The following is a 17,454-nucleotide window of genomic DNA, read 5'->3' on the forward strand; positions in this document are numbered from 1 at the left end:
CGTCGAGTTCGGCGTCGGTGAGGTCGGGAGCGATCTTCAGCAGCATGGGTTTGCGTTTGCCGGTGGAAGCCAGGCGCTCTTGCGTTTCGCGCAGCTCGCCAATGAAACGGCCCAGGGTTTCTTCGTCCTGGAGGTCGCGCAGGCCGCGGGTATTGGGCGAGGAAATATTCACCGTGATGTACGACGCCAGTGGCCATGCCCGCTCAAGACACAGCAGGTAGTCGTCGACGGCGCGATCGTTGGGCGTGTCCTTGTTCTTGCCGATGTTGATGCCCAGCACGCCGCGGTACGTGGACTTGCCGACGTTGCGTACCAGCGCATCGATGCCGTCGTTGTTGAAGCCCATGCGGTTGATCACCGCCTCATGCGCTGGCAGGCGGAACATGCGTGGCCGGGGATTGCCTTCCTGTGGGCGCGGCGTGACGGTACCGATTTCGATGAAGCCGAAGCCCAGCGCACCGAGCGCATCGATATGGTCGCCGTTCTTGTCCAGGCCCGCCGCCAGGCCCACCGGGTTCGGGAAATCGATACCGAACGCATGCACCGGCAACGGTGCCGGTGGTTGCGCGACGAACTTCATCAGGTTGCTGCGCTCGGCCACGCCCAGCGCGTACAAGGTGGCACGGTGCGCGGTTTCAGCGTCGAGGGCGAACAGCAGGGGGCGGGCGAAGGAATACATCAGTTCAGGCGATCCGTCCGGCGTAGACGCGGGTGTCGTAGTCGAAAGCCACCTGGCCGTCGGTGGATGTCGTGTCGAAGAGCTTGCGCAATGCCTGGAGCATCGGCGCGTGGGTCGGCGTCCCGGCCTGGGGCACGTAGGAGGACGATAGCAGCCGTCCCTCCAGTGCGGGATAGTCCAGGCGCTGGCCATGGGGAAAGCTGGCCCTGCCGATCATGCTGTCGCCGAAGTAGTCCTGCATGGCATCGTCGTCGGCATAGCGCTCGGCGACGTTGGCGTAGTCCACGCCGTAGTCGCGGAGCAGTTTTTCGTAGCCTTCCAGGAACGGCGTGCCGGTAAGCCTGCGGCTGTTCCAGAACAGGGCGACGAATCCACCCGGACGCACGATGCGGGTGAACTCCGCGCGTGTTGCGTCCGGGTCGAACCAGTGGAAGGCCTGGCCGGCGATCACGCCATCGACGCTGCGGTCGGCGAGCGTGGTGGCCTCGGCGCGGCCATCGACGGCCCGGAAGCCCGGCTCATGGCCAAGCCAGGCGACGGCGGCCTCGCGCATCGGCGCGTTCGGTTCTACCGCCACCACGCGGCGGCCGGCGTCGAGCAGCATCTTCGAGGTGATGCCCGTGCCCGCGCCGACGTCGGCGATCAATGCATCGGCCGCCATGCCAGCGTGTTCCTCCAGCCAGCGCGGCAAGGCCGCCGGATAGTCCGGACGAAAGCGAACGTAGTGGGCAACGCGGTCGGAGAAGCGTTCGGTGACGTCGGTCATATAAGGTGCCTTCATCCGGTAAGGATCTGGCCGCCATCCACGACGAGGGTCTGTCCGGTGATCCAGCCGGCCAGCGGCGAGGCCAGGAATAGCGCCACGTTGGCGATCTCTTCGGGCCTGCCGAAACGGCCGAAGGGGATCTTGGCCAGGGTGCGTGCGTAAAGTTCGGGAGCCTCGCGCTCACGCCGTTCCCAGATGCCATCGGCAAAGGCGATGGAGCCGGGCGCGATGGCGTTGACACGGATCCTTTCGGCTGCGAGCGACAGCGCCTGGGAGGTGGTGTACTGCATCACCGCTGCCTTGGCCGCGGCATAGGGTGCACTGTGCGGGCTGGCGTGCAGGGCGGCGATCGACGCGGTGGTGATGATGCACGCTGACGATGCCTTGCGCAGCCAGGGCAGGGCATGGCGGCTGGCGCGTACCGCGGCCATCACATCCACGCCGATGCTTTGCGCCCAACCTTCCTCGTCGTCCGCCATGCCGTACCCGGTGGCGTTGTTGACCAGGATGTCGATGCCACCCATCGCGTGGGCGGCATCGTCGATCCATGCCTTGATCGAGGCATCGTCGGCGAGGTCTCCGGTGTGGGCGTGGATCCTGCCGGGTACGTGCGCCGCCAGTTCGTCGAGTGCGGGCCTGCCGCGGGCACAGACGGAAACCTGCGCGCCTGCGTGAGCGAATGCCATCACCATGGCCCGGCCAATGCCGCGGCTGCCACCGGCCACCGCAACGCGGCGGCCGGTGAAGTCGAGCGCTTCGGACATGGGCGCCGTCATCAGAACTCGAACTTGATGCCCTGGGCCAGCGGCAATGCGTCGGAGTAGTTGATGGTGTTGGTCTGGCGGCGCATATACACCTTCCAGGCGTCGGAGCCGGATTCGCGGCCGCCGCCGGTTTCCTTCTCGCCACCGAAGGCGCCGCCGATCTCGGCGCCGGAGGTGCCGATGTTGACGTTGGCGATGCCGCAATCGGAACCGGCAGCGGAAAGATACTGCTCGGCGGATTTCAGATCGCGGGTGAAGATGGCCGACGAAAGCCCCTGGGGCACGGCGTTCTGCTGCGCGACGGCGTCGTCGAGATCCTTGAAGGGCATCACGTACAGGATCGGCGCAAAGGTTTCGGCCTGCACGATGTCATCGCTGTTGGAGAGGCCGGTGATGATCGTCGGCAATACGAAGTTGCCCTTGCGCTCGGTCAATGCCTTGCCGCCAGTTACCACCTTGCCACCGGCCGCCTTGGCCTTCTCGATGGCGTCAAGGTAGCCCTTCACGCCCTCGGGGCTGTTCAGGGGACCCATCAGGGTGGTGGCGAGGGTGGGATCGCCGATCTTCGATTCGAGCTGGCCGTAGGCGCGCGTCAGCGAAGCAAGCACATCGCTGTGGATCGACTGGTGCACGAACACGCGGCGCGTGGAGGTGCAGCGCTGGCCGGCGGTGCCCACGGCGCCGAAAACGATGGCCGGGATCGCAAGCTTCAGGTCGGCGCTTTCGTCCACGATGATGGCGTTGTTGCCGCCCAGTTCCAGCAGGCTGCGGCCCATGCGCCGGGCCACGCGCTCACCGACCATGCGGCCGACCTTGGTGGAACCGGTAAAGCTCACCAGCGGGATGCGGCGGTCGTCGACGAAGGCCTGGGCAAGCTCGGTACCGGCATCGTTGAACAGGAAGAAGATGTCGGGGAAGCCTGCATCGCGCAGGGCTTCGTTGACGATCTTCATCGTGGCGATGGCTGACAGCGGCGTGCGCGGCGACGGCTTCCAGATGGTGATATCACCGCAGATGGCGGCGAGGAACGCATTCCACGCCCACACCGCGACAGGGAAGTTGAAGGCGCTGACCACGCCGACCAGGCCGATCGGGTGCCACTGTTCGTACATGCGGTGGCCCGGGCGCTCCGAATGCATGGTGTAGCCGTAGAGCATGCGGCTCTGGCCCACGGCGAAGTCGGCGATGTCGATCATCTCCTGCACTTCGCCGTCGCCTTCGGGCTTGATCTTGCCCATCTCCAGCGCCACCAGCGAGCCCAGGGCGTCCTTGTGCTTGCGCAGGGCTTCGCCACAGATGCGCACCGCCTCGCCGCGACGCGGGGCGGGCGTAGTGCGCCAGATGGCATAAGCGGCCTGTGCGCGCTCGATGATGGTTTCGTAATCCGCCTTGCCGGTGGCATGGACGGCGGCGATGACCTCGCCGGTGGCGGGGTTCACCGGCTCAAGCTTGCCGGCATCGGTGGTCTTGGACCATTCGCCCTGGCCAAGGTACGAACCCGACTCCACGGCAGAAAGGGAGAGGGCCTTGAGGATTGCAGCGGACATGACAGCTCCTGCGGTTGCTTGGGGCAACCCGCGCGCAGGCCGCCAAAACCGCGATTCTAGCAAAGCGCGACCTGGGGCCCGCCGCCGACCCCGAAGCCGGGGTCAGAGTAAAACTCTGACCCCCAACTCGCCCACCCGCTCCAGTCCCGGCCAAGTCATTGGCGGGGCTTGGGTTGTGGCTTACTTCGGGCGCCGGAACTTGTAGATGAACTGGTCCGTATGGCCGCGGATCGAGGGATCGAACACCTTCTTGGTGTGATCGTCCGCCGGGTTGCGCAGTGCGTTGCTTTCGCCGACGAATTCGAACCCCGCCTCGGCCAGTTCCTTCTTGACGATGGCAGGATCCACGCGGTGCAAGGTGTCGGTATCGCGCAAGCCCGAACCCGTCGCCGCTACGTGGTCGACCACCAGGAAGATTCCGCCGGGCTTGAGCGACTTGAACACGGCACGGTCGAAGGCGACGGGATCGACCTTGCCCATGAATACATCCGGATAGTCGTGGTAGTTCTGCACTGTAAGCACCATGTCCACGGGTTCGGGCGTGGTAAAGGCCGCGGCCGGCTGCTCGAGTACGGTGATGTTGCCGTAGCCGGGCGTCGCCGCCAGCGTCTTGCTGTTTTCAGGATCCGGGTGCGCTTCCTTGGCGTATTCGTTCGGCCACACCACGAACACGTGGCCCTTGTCGCCCACCGCCTTGGACAGGATGCGGGTGAAATAGCCTCCGCCTGGAATCAGGTCCACGACCTTGTCGCCAGGCTTCACCCCGGAAAACGCAAGCATCTCGCCCGGTTTGCGCCGGGCATCGTCCTTGGTGTCGGCGGCCCGTGCCGGGTCGGAAAGCGCCGAGGCAAGGTAGGGTTTGATGTCCGAAGCCGCGGTGACGTGTGAAACGCACAGGGCGGCGATAACGAAACCGGTCGACCACAAGGCGCGCATGGTGAGTCCCTCGCATGGGTGGGCGCCCGGCTGGGGACCGACTCGCATCGACATCGGGTCGGGCGTGGCCGGATCGTTGCAGCAATCATGGTCCGCGGCATGTGCCGGACGGCCATGCGGCGCCGTCTTCAGACACCTTCGCCTTCCGCCGCACGGGCCCGGTCGGGTATCCTTGCCGCCTCGCGGCCCCGTGGCACAATTGGATAGCGCGCACCCCTCCTAAGGGTGAGGTTGTGGGTTCGAACCCCGCCGGGGCCGCCACTTGGTCATCCGTTCACGCCGCAGCCCGGGCCCGGGCGATTGCATCCAGCAGTTCCGACCGGTCGAAGGGCTTGCGCAGGAAGATCACGTCATCGGGGACGGGCGGGAGCTCCTGGCGGGAGCGCGAGGAAATCACGATCACCGGCAGGTCCGCGCGATGCGCCCGGGCAAGCTTTAGCAGACGGCCTCCGGCGCGTTCATCGGTGATGTCGGCATGGGCGATCAGCAGGGTCAGCGCGGGCATCTGCTGGAAGAGGTGCCGGGCCTCGCGGAAGCTGGTGGCCGATTCACTGCGATAACCCATCATTTCCAGCGCCATGGCGACGGTTTCCGCTACCAGGGAGGAACGATCGACGACCAGGGCGCATGGGGCGGGCTTCATTGCCGGAGCATACGCGCGAATTCCCGTCGCCGGGGTTTCGGCGACGGAAATTCCAGGACCTGCACCGTTACTGCTTGACCGAAGTCACCGGCAGGTTGATGAAACTGGCCGTGCCCGGGGCGGTGTAGACCCGCTGGGTGGCCTTCTGGTAGTCCGCCGGCCTGGCGAAGAAGATGTTCGGCACATAGGTTTGCGGGTTGCGGTCGTACAGCGGGAACAGGCTCGACTGCACCTGCACCATGATCCGGTGGCCCGGCTGGAATACGTGGTTGGTAGTGGGCAGGGCGAATTTGTACAGGAGCGGCTGGTTGGCCGCGATCGCCTGGGGATCGGCGAAGCTCTCGCGATACCTGCCACGGAAGATATCCAGCGATACCGGCAGTTCATAGCCGCTCATCTCCGGTGTGCCCGCCGCGGTGTCGGGATAGACGTCGATCAGCTTGACCACCCAGTCGCTGTCAGTGCCGCTGGTGGAGGCGTAAAGGTTCACTTCCGGCACGCCGCTGATGCGCAGTGGCTCGGAAAGGGGGTCGGTGGTGAAGCTCAGGACATCCGGCCGGCCGTCGACGAAACGCTGGTCGAGCACCAGCCAGGTCGTCCACGACTTGCGATCGGAGAACCTGATCGGGCGGGGCAGGTATGGCACGGGCTTGGCGGGGTCGGAGACATATTCCTCGTAACCGGGGCCACCGGTAGCCGGTGCCTGGAACGAGAGCTTCTCGCCGGGCGCCAGGTAGAGCGGCTTGGACTTCGAAGCACAGCCGGTATCGCACGACAGCGGCCACTTCTTGAAATGATCCCAGTGATTCTCACCGGTGTTGTAGATCGTCACCGGGCTGATGTCGGCCTTCGGCGCACCATCGAGCAGGTATTGGTCGAAGAAGGGCTTGAGGATGTCGTGGCGGTACTGCTCGGCGGTATCGCCGTTCCATAGCAGGGGGCCGAGGCTGAATCCGTCGCCGTTGATCTGGCTGTGCCGCCAGGGGCCCATCACCAGGTAGTTGAGGTTGTTGTTCTTGTCGTGCGGTTCGATCGCCTGGTAGCTGTGGATCGCGCCCCACATGTCTTCCTGGTCCCACAGGCCCTGTTCCCACAGCGTGGGAATCGTAGGCTTGATCGAGGCCATCACCTTGTCCAGGGCCTGGCCTTGCCAGTAGGCGTCATAGCTTGGATGTTCGGACAACTTCTTCCAGTACGGCAGGCTGTCGATTCCCGACTGCCGTGCGTAGTCGCCGGCGGATCCGGCGCGCAGGAAATTGATGTAGTCGTCGTTGCCGCTGCGGGGCGCCTCGGTACCCTTGCCGCGCGCGGTGGTCTGCCCTGCGATGTAGTCGACGTTGGGCTGGCGGAAGGCGCCGTAGTGGAACCAGTCATCGCCCATCCAGCCATCGACCATCGGGCTTTGCGGCGCGGCCACTTTCAGTGCCGGATGGGGGTTCACCAGCGCCATCACCACGGTAAAGCCTTCGTAGGATGATCCCACCATGCCGACCTTGCCATTGTTGCCCTTGACGTTCTTCACCAGCCAGTCGATGGTGTCATAGGCATCGGTGGAGTGGTCGACCTCGCTGGAGTTCAGCGGCCCGCGCAGGGGGCGGGTCATCACATAGTCGCCTTCCGAGCCGTACTTGCCGCGGATGTCCTGGTACACGCGGATGTAGCCTGACTTGACGAAATCCTCGTCGGAGAGCGGCAGCACGTTGATCATCGTATCGGCGCCTTCCGTACGCGCGGCGCGCATGCTGGCGTTGTACGGCGTTCGCGTGAGCACGATCGGCGCGTGGGTGGCGCCCTTGGGCACCACGATCACCGTGTGCAGCTTCACGCCGTCGCGCATCGGGATCATCACTTCGGTCTTGGTGAAATCCTGGTTGGCGGTCGGCGCGCTCCACTTTGCGGCGGGAATATCCGGCGTCAGGGGAGCGGTCTGGGCCTGGGCCAGGGATCCGGACACAATGGTTGCGATAAGCGCGGCAAGCAGCAGACGACGCGGGGTCATGGGCGATCCGTGGGAAGGGGTGACCCGCCGAATGTAAGCCCTGCCGGAAGTCACGACACCATGTCTTCCTGCACACTCCGCTCGCGGCCGAACTTGCGTATGCTCAAGGATTCACCTTCCGGGGAATTGACGATGAGCCCACGCGCGACCCTGGCCGCATTGCTACTGGCCGCCACCAGCCTGGTCCATGCGCCTGCCTTTGCCGATGGCGACAAGCCCGCCGATGACAAGGCCGCCAAGGAACAGCCGGCGCTGAAGGACCTCCCGCCTGATGCCCATGTGAAGCAGTCCACCCATGTGGATGGCAAGACGGTGTCCTATACGGTGACCGTGGGTACGCTGCCGGTGCGCGACGAAAACGGCAAGACCATCGCCGACGTGGTGTTCACCGCCTATACGGTGGACGGCAAGGACCGTCCGGTGACCTTCGCCATGAACGGCGGCCCCGGCGCGGCGTCGGTCTACCTGAACCTTGGTGCGATCGGTCCCAAGCGCGTGCGTTTCGGCCTGCAGGACGACAGTTCGTCCGACCCCGCCACCCTGGTGGACAACGCAGGTACCTGGCTTGACTTCACCGACCTTGTCTTCATCGACCCGGTGGGCACGGGTTTCAGCCGCTCGCGCGTTCCCGAGGCGGAAGCGAAGAAACAGTTCTATGAAACCGAAGCCGATATCCACTACCTGTCGCGGGTGATCTACGACTGGTTGTTGCACAACCACCGCATGAACTCGCGCAAGTACCTGGTGGGTGAAAGCTACGGCGGCTTCCGTGGCCCGCGCGTCACCCACTACCTGCAGACGCAGCTGGGCGTGGCGATGAACGGCGTGGTGCTGGTATCGCCGTATCTGAATCCCACCATGAACGACAACGGCGATGTCTCGCCGATGCCCTGGATGATGACCTTGCCGTCGATCGCCGCAGCCCATCTGGAGCGCGAGAAGAAACTCAACGCCCAGAACATGCGTGACGTGATCGAATATACCCGTGGAGAATATGCCAGCACGCTGATGCGTGGTCGCACGGATCCTGACGGCACCGAGCGGATGATCCAGAAGGTGACCCAGATGACGGGGCTTGACCCGGTGTTCGTACGCCGCGCGGGCGGGCGCCTGGAAACCCAGGCCTTCCTGCGCGAGGTATACCGCGCGGAAGGTAAACTTGGCAGCCGCTACGATTCCAACGTGACCAGCTTCGACCCGTTTCCCTTCGACCCCACCCAGCGCAACAACGACCCGATCCTGGATTCGATCATCGCGCCGACCACGACGGCGATGGTGGATTTCGTCACCCGTACCGTGGGCTGGAAGGTCGATGCGCGCTACAACGCCCTGAGTTACGACGTGAACAAGCTATGGGACGGTGGTGATGAACTGCGCAAGGGTTCGGTGGAACAATTGCGCGAGGCGGTGGCGATCGACCCGAAGCTGCGCGTGCTGATCATGCACGGCTGGGATGATCTTTCCTGCCCGTTCATGGGCTCGGTGCTTACCGTGGACCAGATGCCCGCGATGAACGATGCCACCCGGGTCCAGGTCAAGGAATATCCCGGCGGCCACATGTTCTATAGCCGTCCCGACAGCCAGCAGGCCATGCGCGATGATGTCCGCGCGATGTATTCAAGCCACTGAGACGCGGCTGGTGCTCATGGCCATGAAGGTCCAGAACGGCACCTTGCGCGAGCGCCAGAATTCCCCGGCTTCGTCGAAGATGTCCAGGGCGTCGTCCAGGTCGTCCTCGGCGGCGCCCTGGATCTCGTCGCTGTGGTCCAGCAGCACCACGTAGCCGTCGCCGTCGAGCCAGCCCAGGTCGTGCAGCTGGGACTGCAGGTTGTCCCAGTTGCTGCCCGATGCTGGATCGAAGCCCAGCGCGCCTGACAGGCGTTTGAGCAGGCACGCCTTGTCGCGGCACTGGGCGAGGTCCACCCGCGCGATATGCAGCCTCGCCGCGGCGCCATCGGCCGCGAGGCGGTCCATGTCGGTGGGGTCAACGACGTAGGTACCGGACTGCGTGGTGTCGCGCAGGTCGAAATCTTCGAGGGGGATGTTCATGGGGCACCTCGTGCGAGCCGCTCAATCGCGTTCAGGTTGCCGCGTCGATCAGACGCTTACTGAGTGGTCGGTCGCAAAAGCGCGTTGCAGTTGGCCACGGATGGCCACCATCTGCTCCGGTGTGTAGCCGTGGGCGTCGGCTTCGGACAGCACGGCGTCGCTTTCGGCCAGCTGGCGGCCGGTAAGCATGTCCAGCATGGCCAGGCGGTCGGCCACTCGCAGGGCGCGCCCCAGCGGGGAATATTGCTGCCCTTCGTGGCCCGCGCGCTCGGTCAGGGCCTGGACGACGCGATCGGGGAAGTCCCAGTGACGGGCCGTGGTGACCGCCACGCGGCGGGACAATTGGGCGAAGGCCTGGATGAAGCGCGCCGAGTGTGCGTCGTCTTCGAGATAGTGGCGCTGGTCGAGCATGCGCACCACCGCTACCGCACCGGTATTGCAGACGGTACCGGCAAGATAGGCCTCGAACGGATCAACTGCGCCGCGACCGAGCAATAGCGTGGCCTGTGCGCAGCGCTCGGCATGCGACCAGAATGCCTGGCCGGCGATCACGCCCATCGGCGTGGTGTCCAGTTGCAGGATCGGCCGCATCACCAGTTGCATCACCACGCGGCGCAGGCCGTCCTGGCCGAGCAGCATCACGCCCTGCTGGAGGCTGTCGATGGTCCCGGAGCCCCGGAACATGGCGCTGTTGCAAACGCGGACGATCTCGCCGACCAGCACTGGATCCTTGCCGATCTGCGCGGCAAGCGCGGCGCTGCCGACATCGTTGCTGCGCAAGGAGCGCAGCAACTGCGGCACCAGCGCCGGCAGGCGGGGCAGGGACTTCGGGTCGAAGTGATCGCCGTTGAGCTGGTCGCGCAGGTGGCGCAGGGCGGCCTGTTCGTTGGCGGTGAGCGTGTCGTCCTCGGCCGGGGCAACCCCCAGGGCAAGGCGGTTGAAGATGAGGTCAAGGTCGCTGGCCTGCCAGGGCGGCGTGGTGTCTTCGGGCCATTGGGCCGGCTCATCGCCCCGGGCCGCGGGCAGCGGCGTTGCGGGCGTTTCCGCCCCGCCGCTGAACCATCGCCTGAAGAAATTGATCATGATGCCGACCTTCGCCTGGCGCCCCTCGCCATGGGATTAGCATAAGGCATTGCCGGTAGCATTGACGTCACGTGGATACCGTTGCCCCAACCGAGCCCCTTCCAAGGCCCAGCCGCTTCCAGTTGCCGCCGGGGTCGTGGGCCACCGTGCTCGACTGCCTGGCCGATGCCTTCCCGCGGGTCGATCGCGCCACCTGGCGCGAACGCATGGCCGCCGGCCGCGTGCTCGGCGACGACGGTAGCCCCATGGCAGTGGATGCCCCGTACCGCGTGGGCGCACGCGTTAGCTACTTCCGCGACGTACCCGGCGAGCCCGTATTGCCGTTCGACGAATCCATCGTTTACCAGGACGACCGCTTGCTGGTGGTGGACAAGCCCCATTTCCTGCCCGTCGTGCCTGCCGGGCGATTCGTGCGCCAGTGCCTGCTGCATCGCCTGGTGGAGCGCACGGGGATCGAGGCACTGGCACCGCTGCATCGCATCGATCGACTCACTGCGGGCCTGGTGATGTTTTCCTTGCGCAGGGAAGACAGGCACGTGTGGGCAGAACTGTTCCGCGGCCACCATGTGCGAAAGCAATACGAAGCCGTGGCGCCTGCGTTGCCCGGCACGGCACTGCCGCTGGAGCTGGCCACGCGCATCGAAGCGGGCGAGCCTTTCTTCCGCATGCGCCAGGTGGATGGGCCGGCGAACTGCTTCACCACCGTTCGCGCCATCTCCACTGGCGGAAAGCGTTGGCTTTACGAGCTGGCGCCGCACACCGGGCGCAAGCACCAGCTGCGGGTCCAGATGGCAGCGCTCGGCGCGCCGATCCAGAACGACCCGTGGTATCCGGAACTTCGCCAGGATGACGACGACTACGACCGTCCGCTTCAGCTGCTGGCCCGTTCGCTGGCTTTCGTCGATCCTTTTACCGGTGAGGCACGCCAGTTCGAAAGCCGCCTGTCGCTGAAGCTCGACCCGCGTGGACGTACACTAGAAGGTCCGCCAACGCTGCCGTCACCGTGAACGCTGCCAACCACCTGGATTCCTCCACCGCTGCCGCCCTGGATACGCTGTTCCTGCCCTTTGAAGAGGCATCGCTGGCGTGGCCCACCGACGACCGCGTGGCTTTCCTGCGTGCCCGTGCCTGCGTACCGCTGCGGCGCTTTGGTCGCAAGGCGTGGTCAATGGAACAAAGCTTTCGTCCGTTCGCCGACCAGCTCGAGCGCGATGGCTTCGATGTCAGCGGAGCGCACGGCCACTATCCTCTGGTAATGGTGATGCCGCCGCGCCAGCGCGATGAGGCGCGGGGATTGTTTTCCCGCGCTGCGGCATTGGCAGGTCCGGACGGCATGGTCGTGGCCGCGCTCGCCAATGCCGAAGGCGCACGCTCGGGCCAGGACGATTTCGCCCAGCTGTTCGGCGCCACGCAGTCGCTTACGAAGAACAAATGCCGCGCGTTCTGGGCCACTGGCGGTGGCGTGGATACATCGCTTGCCGGGCAGTGGCGGCTTCTGGACGCCACGCGCGAGGTACTGGACGGACGTTTCCTGAGCCGTCCGGGCCTGTTTGCCTGGGACCGCGTCGACCCGGCCTCGGCGCTGTTGCTCTCGGTGCTGCCGGAGGATATCGGCGGCGTGGTCGCCGACCTCGGGGCGGGCTTCGGTTTCCTAAGCTGCGGGGTGCTCGACCGATACAAGGATGTGCGCGAACTGCATGCCTTCGAAGCGGAGGGCAGGGCCCTTGAACCCTTGCGCGAGAACCTCGCCGTCCATGCAGGCAAGGCCCAGGTACACGTGCACTGGCATGACGTAACCCAGGGCCTTCCGGGGCGATACGACGCCATCGTGAGCAATCCGCCGTTCCACCAGGGGCGTTCGGATCGCCCTGAACTGGGGCAGGCATTCATCCATGCGGCGGCCGACTCGCTATCGACGGACGGGCAGTGCTACGTCGTTGCCAACCGCCACCTGCCCTACGAGGCAACGTTCGCTCGCCGCTTCGAGCAGGTCCGCGTGCTGGCCGACCGTGATGGTTTCAAGGTATTCGCAGCAAAGGGAGTACGTCGATGAGGTTGGTGCGGTTGATCGGCAACCTGGGCTACGGAAGCCGCAAGCAGGTGGCTGGCATGTTCCGGGAAGGCCGGATCACGGACGCTGCAGGCGAGGTGCTGTACGCCGACGACAAGGTCGGCCATGACGACATCCTGATCGATGGCGAGCCGCTGGATCCGCCCGCGGGCCTGGTGTTGATGCTCAACAAGCCCACCGGTTACACCTGTTCCACACGCGATCCGGGACGCATCGTGTACGACCTGCTGCCACCGCGCTTCAAACTGCGCAATCCTGTGTTGTCCACGGTGGGCCGTCTGGACCGCGAGACCAGCGGCCTGCTGTTGATGACCGACGACGGCGTGCTCCTGCACCGCATCATCTCGCCGAAAACGCACATACGGAAGGTCTACGAGGCGACGCTCGCCGACGACCTGAAGGGCAATGAAGCTGCGCTTTTCGCCAGCGGCGCGATGATGCTCGATGGCGAGGACACCCCGCTGCTGCCGGCCGTGCTCGAGGTGCTCGGCCCCCGGCAGGTCCGGCTCACCCTTACCGAGGGCCGCTACCACCAGGTGCGCCGCATGTTCGCGGCCACCGGCAACCACGTGGATACTCTGGGCCGCATCACGGTGGGCGGCTTAGGGTTGGACGGCCTTGCGCCAGGCGCATGGCGCGCGATGAATCCTTCCGACATGGCGCGTGTCTTCGCCGGCTGAAGCCTTGTCCGCGCCGCCAAAGGCGCCACTATACGTCCATGGCCTTCCTTTCCTTCGACAACGCCTTCGTCCGTGAATTGCCGGGCGACCCCGAGCCCGGCCCGGCGATACGCCAGGTACATGGCGCTGTGTATTCGAACGTGGCGCCGACGCCGGTGGCGGCGCCACGCCTGGTGGCGCTCACCGACGAGCTGGCCAAGCGGGTCGGTTTGGATCCGGACGATCCTGACCTGGCCCAAGTGCTGTCAGGCAACCGGCTGCTGCCCGGCATGCAGCCGTACGCGGCCAATTACGGCGGCCATCAGTTCGGTACCTGGGCGGGACAACTGGCGACGGCCGCGCCATCACCCTGGGCGAGGTGGTGGGGGAGGACGGCGGTCGCCACGAGTTGCAGCTGAAGGGCGCCGGGCCCACGCCGTACTCGCGCGGCGCCGATGGCCGCGCGGTGCTGCGTTCGTCGATCCGGGAGTTCCTGTGCAGCGAAGCGATGCATCACCTGGGCGTGCCCACCACGCGCGCGCTGTCGCTGGTCACCACCGGCGACATGGTCGTGCGCGACATGTTCTACGACGGCCATCCCCGCGACGAGGCCGGTGCCATCGTCTGCCGGGTGGCGCCTTCGTTCCTGCGCTTCGGGAATTTCGAGCTGCCCGCGTCGCGCGGTGATATCGGCCTGCTCGAACGGCTGGTGGATTTCTGCATTGCGCGCGACTTCCCCGCGCTTGCCGGCATCGAAGACCTTACCGAGCGTCGCGCGAGCTGGTTCGATGAAATCTGCGCCGCCACCGCGACGATGGTGGCGCAATGGATGCGCGTGGGCTTCGTCCACGGCGTGATGAACACCGACAACATGTCGATCCTGGGCCTCACCATCGACTACGGCCCCTACGGCTGGATCGACGATTACGATCCGGACTGGACGCCCAACACGACCGACGCCGGGCGCAAGCGCTATCGGTTCGGCCAGCAGCCGGCGGTCGCCTATTGGAACCTCTCGCGGCTCGCCGGCGCACTCTCGCCGTTGTTCGGCGATGCAGTGCCGCTGCAAGTGGGCCTTGACCGTTTCGTCCGTGCCTACGAGGCGGCCGATCGCGTGAACACGGCGGGCAAGCTCGGGCTTGGCGAAGCCGATGACGACGACATGGCGCTGATGGCACGCCTGCAGGGATGGATGCAGGAGACCTCGGTGGACATGACGATCTTCTTCCGCACCCTGATGGACCTCGACCTCGCAGCGCCGGATCCGGCGATCTTTGCCGACGCGTTTTACGATGACGGCCTGCGTGCTTCGAACATGCCGGCGTTGGTCACATGGCTTGCCGACTATGCGCAAAGGGTGCGGCGCGACGCCCTGGCGCCGCTGGAGCGGCATGAACGGATGCGCACGCACAATCCGCGCTACGTACTGCGCAATTACCTGGCACAGGAAGCCATCGATCGCGCGGGCGAAGGCGACTTCGGTGGCGTGCACGACCTCGCCCGGGTGATGGCGCGTCCTTACGACGACCAGCCCGGCCGTGAGGCCTTTGCCCGCCGTCGTCCCGACTGGGCCCGTTCGCGCGCGGGTTGCTCGATGCTTTCCTGCAGCAGCTAAGCGAAGGCCATACCGCGGCCTCCCTTGCGGTGGGGCGGGTGCAAGGTGCAGCATCGGCCGCCACCCACCATCCCGGAGCGCCTGAAGTGATCCGTCGTCCTGCCCTGATCCTTGCCGCCTGCATCGCGCTGTCGCTGCCCACCTTCGCCGCCGCCACCGATGCGGACCTGGCCCAACTCGCCGACCGCTACTTCGATGCCTATTACTTCCCCACCAACCCGAGCGCGGCGACGCCCACCGGCATCCATCAATACGATGGCAAGCTGGAGGATTATTCCCGCACCGGCGTGGATGCGCAGGTCAAGGCGCTGAAGTCCTGGGAGGCCCAGGTGGCCGCGGTGGATCCGGCGACGTTGGGAGACGACGCCAAGGGTGACCGCGAATTGCTGCTGGGAAGCATCCGCTCCTCGCTGCTTACCCTTGAAAACATCCGTCCCTGGGAGAAAAACCCCGATTTCTATTCCAGCGGCATCACCAGCAGCGCCTTCACCCTGATGTCGCGCAGCTTCGCCAGTCCCGACGAGCGCCTGCGGGCGCTGATCGAGCGCGAAAAGGCGATGCCCCATGTGCTGGCGGTGGATGCGCGCGCGAACCTGAAGAACCCGCCGAAGATATATACCCAGATCGCACTCGAGCAGCTGCCGGGGCTGATCTCATTCTTCACCAGCGATGTGCCCGCGGCATTCAAGGATGCGAAGGATCCTGCGCTCAAAGCGCAGTTCGCCGCCACCAACGGCGCGGTGATCAAGGCGCTGGGTGACTACCAGGCCTGGATGAAGGCCGACCTGCTGCCCCGGTCGAAGGGTGACTTCCGTATTGGCGAGGCCAACTTCCGCAAGAAGCTTGCCTATGACGAAATGGTGGACACACCGCTGGACCGCCTGGTCGAGATCGACATGAAGGACATGCGGGCCAACCAGGCCGAATTCGCCCGCGTGGCCAAATCCCTGGATCCGTCCAAGTCGCCGCAACAGGTGCTGGCCGATCTAGGCGCCGACCATCCCACGCGCGACGAATTGCTGCCCACCTTCCGTGGCACCTTCGACAAGCTGATCGCCTTCATCAACGAAAAGGGCATCGTCACCATTCCCTCCCAGGTGCGGCCGATCGTGGAGGAGACCCCGCCCTTCGAGCGGGCCACCACCTTTGCCTCGATGGACACCCCGGGGCCGTACGAGAAGGTGGCCAAGGAGGCGTTCTTCAATGTCACCTTGCCCGAGCCCAGCTGGGACAAGAAGCAGACCGATGAATTCATGACCCAGCTTTCGTATCCGGTGATCAACAATGTCGCCGTGCACGAAACCTATCCCGGCCACTATGTGCAGTTCCTGTGGATGCACGATCTATCCGACCGGGTGCGCAAGCTCATCGGCTGCTCCACCAATGCGGAAGGTTGGGCACACTACAGCGAGCAGATGATGCTCGACGAGGGCCTGGCGAAATTCATGTACCCGGGTGACGAAAAAAAGCAGAAACTGCTGAAGCTTGGCCAGCTGCAGGATGCGCTGCTTCGCAACGCGCGGTTCATCGTGGGCATCAAGATGCATACCGGCCAGATGACATTCGACCAGGCGGTGGATTTCTTCGTCAAGGAAGGTTATCAATCGCGCGCTGTCGGTACGGTTGAAACCAAGCGCGGCACGTCGGATCCCACATACCTCTACTACACGCTTGGCAAGCTTGAGATCCTGAAGCTGCGCGCCGACGTGGCGGCGAAGGAAGGCAGCGCCTTCAACCTGAAATCGTTCCACGACGGTTTCATGAAGCAGGGTTTTGCGCCGATCAAGATCGTCCGCAAGGCCATGCTGCACGACGATTCGTCCCCGCTTTAAGCGGGGACGTTTTTAGAACAGGTCGATCGAACCTGCGCTGGTCGGGGCCAGCGCTCCGGTCGCGGCCAGTGCTTCGTAGCCGTGCAGGCAGTTGCGGCCGTTCTGCTTGGCGAAATACAGCGCCTTGTCGGCGCGGTCCAGCACGATTTCCGGGTAATCGCTTTCGCCGATGTTCGCGTAGCCGATGCTCACCGTGACGTGCCCGACCTGCGGGAATACATGGCTGGCCACGCGCTCGCGGAAACGCTGCAGGGCCGCACGCGCGGTGGCCTCGTCCAGCGAACCCAGCAGCACGACGAATTCCTCGCCGCCGAAGCGGAACAGGACGTCGGTCTGGCGGAAGGAACTGCGCATCATCTGCGCCAGCAGCAGGATCACTTCATCGCCGTAGACATGGCCGAAGTTGTCGTTGATCCGCTTGAAATGATCGATGTCCAGGATGGCAAGCCATACCCGGCCCACTTCGCTATCGATGCGGCGTTCGCCGCCGGCGGCTAATTCCGCGGCAGCCCGGGCGCGCTGCAGGCGCTGGCGCTTGAGCAGGCGTTGCAGGCGCTGCTCGAAGGTGCGGCGGTTGTACAGGCCGGTAAGCTTGTCGCGCTCGCTCTCGTTGAGCAGGGCCGTGTAGTTGGCATAGATGCGGGCGAACCCCTCGACCAGCGCCACCAGGTCGTCGAGCTTTCGTTCGGCCTGGATCACCAGGGCGCCGATCGCGCGCTGCTCGCGCTGGACGGGCACGATCAGCGTGTGCAGGCCATCACCACTGTCGATGCTGCGCGGTTCCAGTTCGGTGATCACCATGTCCAGCTCG

General features: G+C 65.1%; 15 protein-coding genes, 1 tRNA gene and 1 pseudogene. 7 read left to right on the forward strand and 10 right to left on the reverse strand.

The genetic code is table 11. The features are described from left to right. The 5 genes from pyrD to VK519_RS11805 all read right to left on the reverse strand — a co-directional run. A partial coding sequence (pyrD, locus tag VK519_RS11785; RefSeq protein WP_324349999.1) for a dihydroorotate dehydrogenase (quinone) occupies positions 1–679 on the reverse strand: 679 nt, incomplete at its 3' end. 4 nt (positions 680–683) lie between these two features. Then, on the reverse strand, positions 684–1,445 hold the full coding sequence (locus VK519_RS11790) for a class I SAM-dependent methyltransferase (protein WP_324350001.1): 762 nt from the start codon (positions 1,443–1,445) through the stop codon (positions 684–686). A gap of 11 nt (positions 1,446–1,456) precedes the next feature. Beyond that, positions 1,457–2,209, reverse strand: a complete 753-nt coding sequence (locus tag VK519_RS11795) for an SDR family NAD(P)-dependent oxidoreductase (RefSeq protein ID WP_324350002.1) — start codon at positions 2,207–2,209, stop codon at positions 1,457–1,459. An 11-nt stretch (positions 2,210–2,220) separates the two neighbouring features. Continuing rightward, positions 2,221–3,756, reverse strand: a complete 1,536-nt coding sequence (gene amaB, locus VK519_RS11800; protein ID WP_324350003.1) for an L-piperidine-6-carboxylate dehydrogenase — start codon at positions 3,754–3,756, stop codon at positions 2,221–2,223. A 180-nt stretch (positions 3,757–3,936) separates the two neighbouring features. After that, positions 3,937–4,692, reverse strand: a complete 756-nt coding sequence (locus VK519_RS11805) for a class I SAM-dependent methyltransferase (RefSeq protein WP_324350005.1) — start codon at positions 4,690–4,692, stop codon at positions 3,937–3,939. A 184-nt stretch (positions 4,693–4,876) separates the two neighbouring features. On the opposite strand from VK519_RS11805, the gene VK519_RS11810 reads away from it, so the two are divergent. Continuing rightward, positions 4,877–4,953, forward strand: a tRNA-Arg gene (locus tag VK519_RS11810). A gap of 13 nt (positions 4,954–4,966) precedes the next feature. Here the strand turns inward: VK519_RS11810 and VK519_RS11815 are convergent. Both VK519_RS11815 and VK519_RS11820 read right to left on the reverse strand, forming a co-directional pair. After that, entirely contained in the window at positions 4,967–5,335 is a 369-nt protein-coding gene (locus tag VK519_RS11815) for a response regulator (protein WP_324350006.1), read from the reverse strand. 67 nt (positions 5,336–5,402) lie between these two features. Beyond that, positions 5,403–7,334: a CocE/NonD family hydrolase gene (locus VK519_RS11820; RefSeq protein WP_324350008.1), complete on the reverse strand. Its 1,932-nt coding sequence runs from the start codon at positions 7,332–7,334 to the stop codon at positions 5,403–5,405. Positions 7,335–7,466: 132 nt separating this feature from the next. Here VK519_RS11820 and VK519_RS11825 point away from each other — a divergent pair, with 132 nt between their 5' ends. Further along, complete coding sequence (locus tag VK519_RS11825; protein ID WP_324350009.1) at positions 7,467–8,963, forward strand: S10 family peptidase; 1,497 nt, start codon at positions 7,467–7,469, stop codon at positions 8,961–8,963. On the opposite strand, the gene VK519_RS11830 is transcribed toward VK519_RS11825, so the two are convergent. Next, the gene (locus VK519_RS11830; protein WP_324350010.1) at positions 8,952–9,383 is read right to left on the reverse strand and encodes a barstar family protein; all 432 of its coding nucleotides are present in this window, start codon (positions 9,381–9,383) and stop codon (positions 8,952–8,954) included. The two genes, VK519_RS11825 and VK519_RS11830, sit on opposite strands and share 12 nt — an antisense overlap. A gap of 48 nt (positions 9,384–9,431) precedes the next feature. After that, positions 9,432–10,466, reverse strand: a complete 1,035-nt coding sequence (locus tag VK519_RS11835) for an HDOD domain-containing protein (RefSeq protein WP_324350011.1) — start codon at positions 10,464–10,466, stop codon at positions 9,432–9,434. 71 nt (positions 10,467–10,537) lie between these two features. Here VK519_RS11835 and VK519_RS11840 point away from each other — a divergent pair, with 71 nt between their 5' ends. The 5 genes and pseudogenes from VK519_RS11840 (at position 10,538) to VK519_RS11860 (ending at position 16,643) form a co-directional block, all read left to right on the forward strand. Next, entirely contained in the window at positions 10,538–11,473 is a 936-nt protein-coding gene (locus VK519_RS11840; protein ID WP_324350014.1) for a pseudouridine synthase, read from the forward strand. Continuing rightward, positions 11,470–12,519, forward strand: coding sequence for a class I SAM-dependent methyltransferase (locus VK519_RS11845; RefSeq protein WP_324350016.1), 1,050 nt, complete (start codon positions 11,470–11,472; stop codon positions 12,517–12,519). Before VK519_RS11840 ends, VK519_RS11845 begins: the two co-directional genes overlap by 4 nt. Further along, positions 12,516–13,217, forward strand: a complete 702-nt coding sequence (locus VK519_RS11850) for a pseudouridine synthase (protein ID WP_324350017.1) — start codon at positions 12,516–12,518, stop codon at positions 13,215–13,217. Before VK519_RS11845 ends, VK519_RS11850 begins: the two co-directional genes overlap by 4 nt. Positions 13,218–13,255: 38 nt before the next feature. Further along, positions 13,256–14,811, forward strand: a pseudogene (locus VK519_RS11855) (protein adenylyltransferase SelO). A gap of 86 nt (positions 14,812–14,897) precedes the next feature. Continuing rightward, a complete protein-coding gene (locus tag VK519_RS11860) occupies positions 14,898–16,643 on the forward strand; it encodes a DUF885 domain-containing protein (protein WP_324350019.1) in 1,746 nt (581 codons plus the stop codon). 12 nt (positions 16,644–16,655) lie between these two features. Here the strand turns inward: VK519_RS11860 and VK519_RS11865 are convergent. Beyond that, the coding region (locus VK519_RS11865; protein WP_324350020.1) for a GGDEF domain-containing protein at positions 16,656–17,454 on the reverse strand (799 nt) is incomplete at its 5' end.

This window comes from Pinirhizobacter sp. (assembly GCF_035317885.1).
Classification (GTDB): domain Bacteria; phylum Pseudomonadota; class Gammaproteobacteria; order Xanthomonadales; family Rhodanobacteraceae; genus Pinirhizobacter.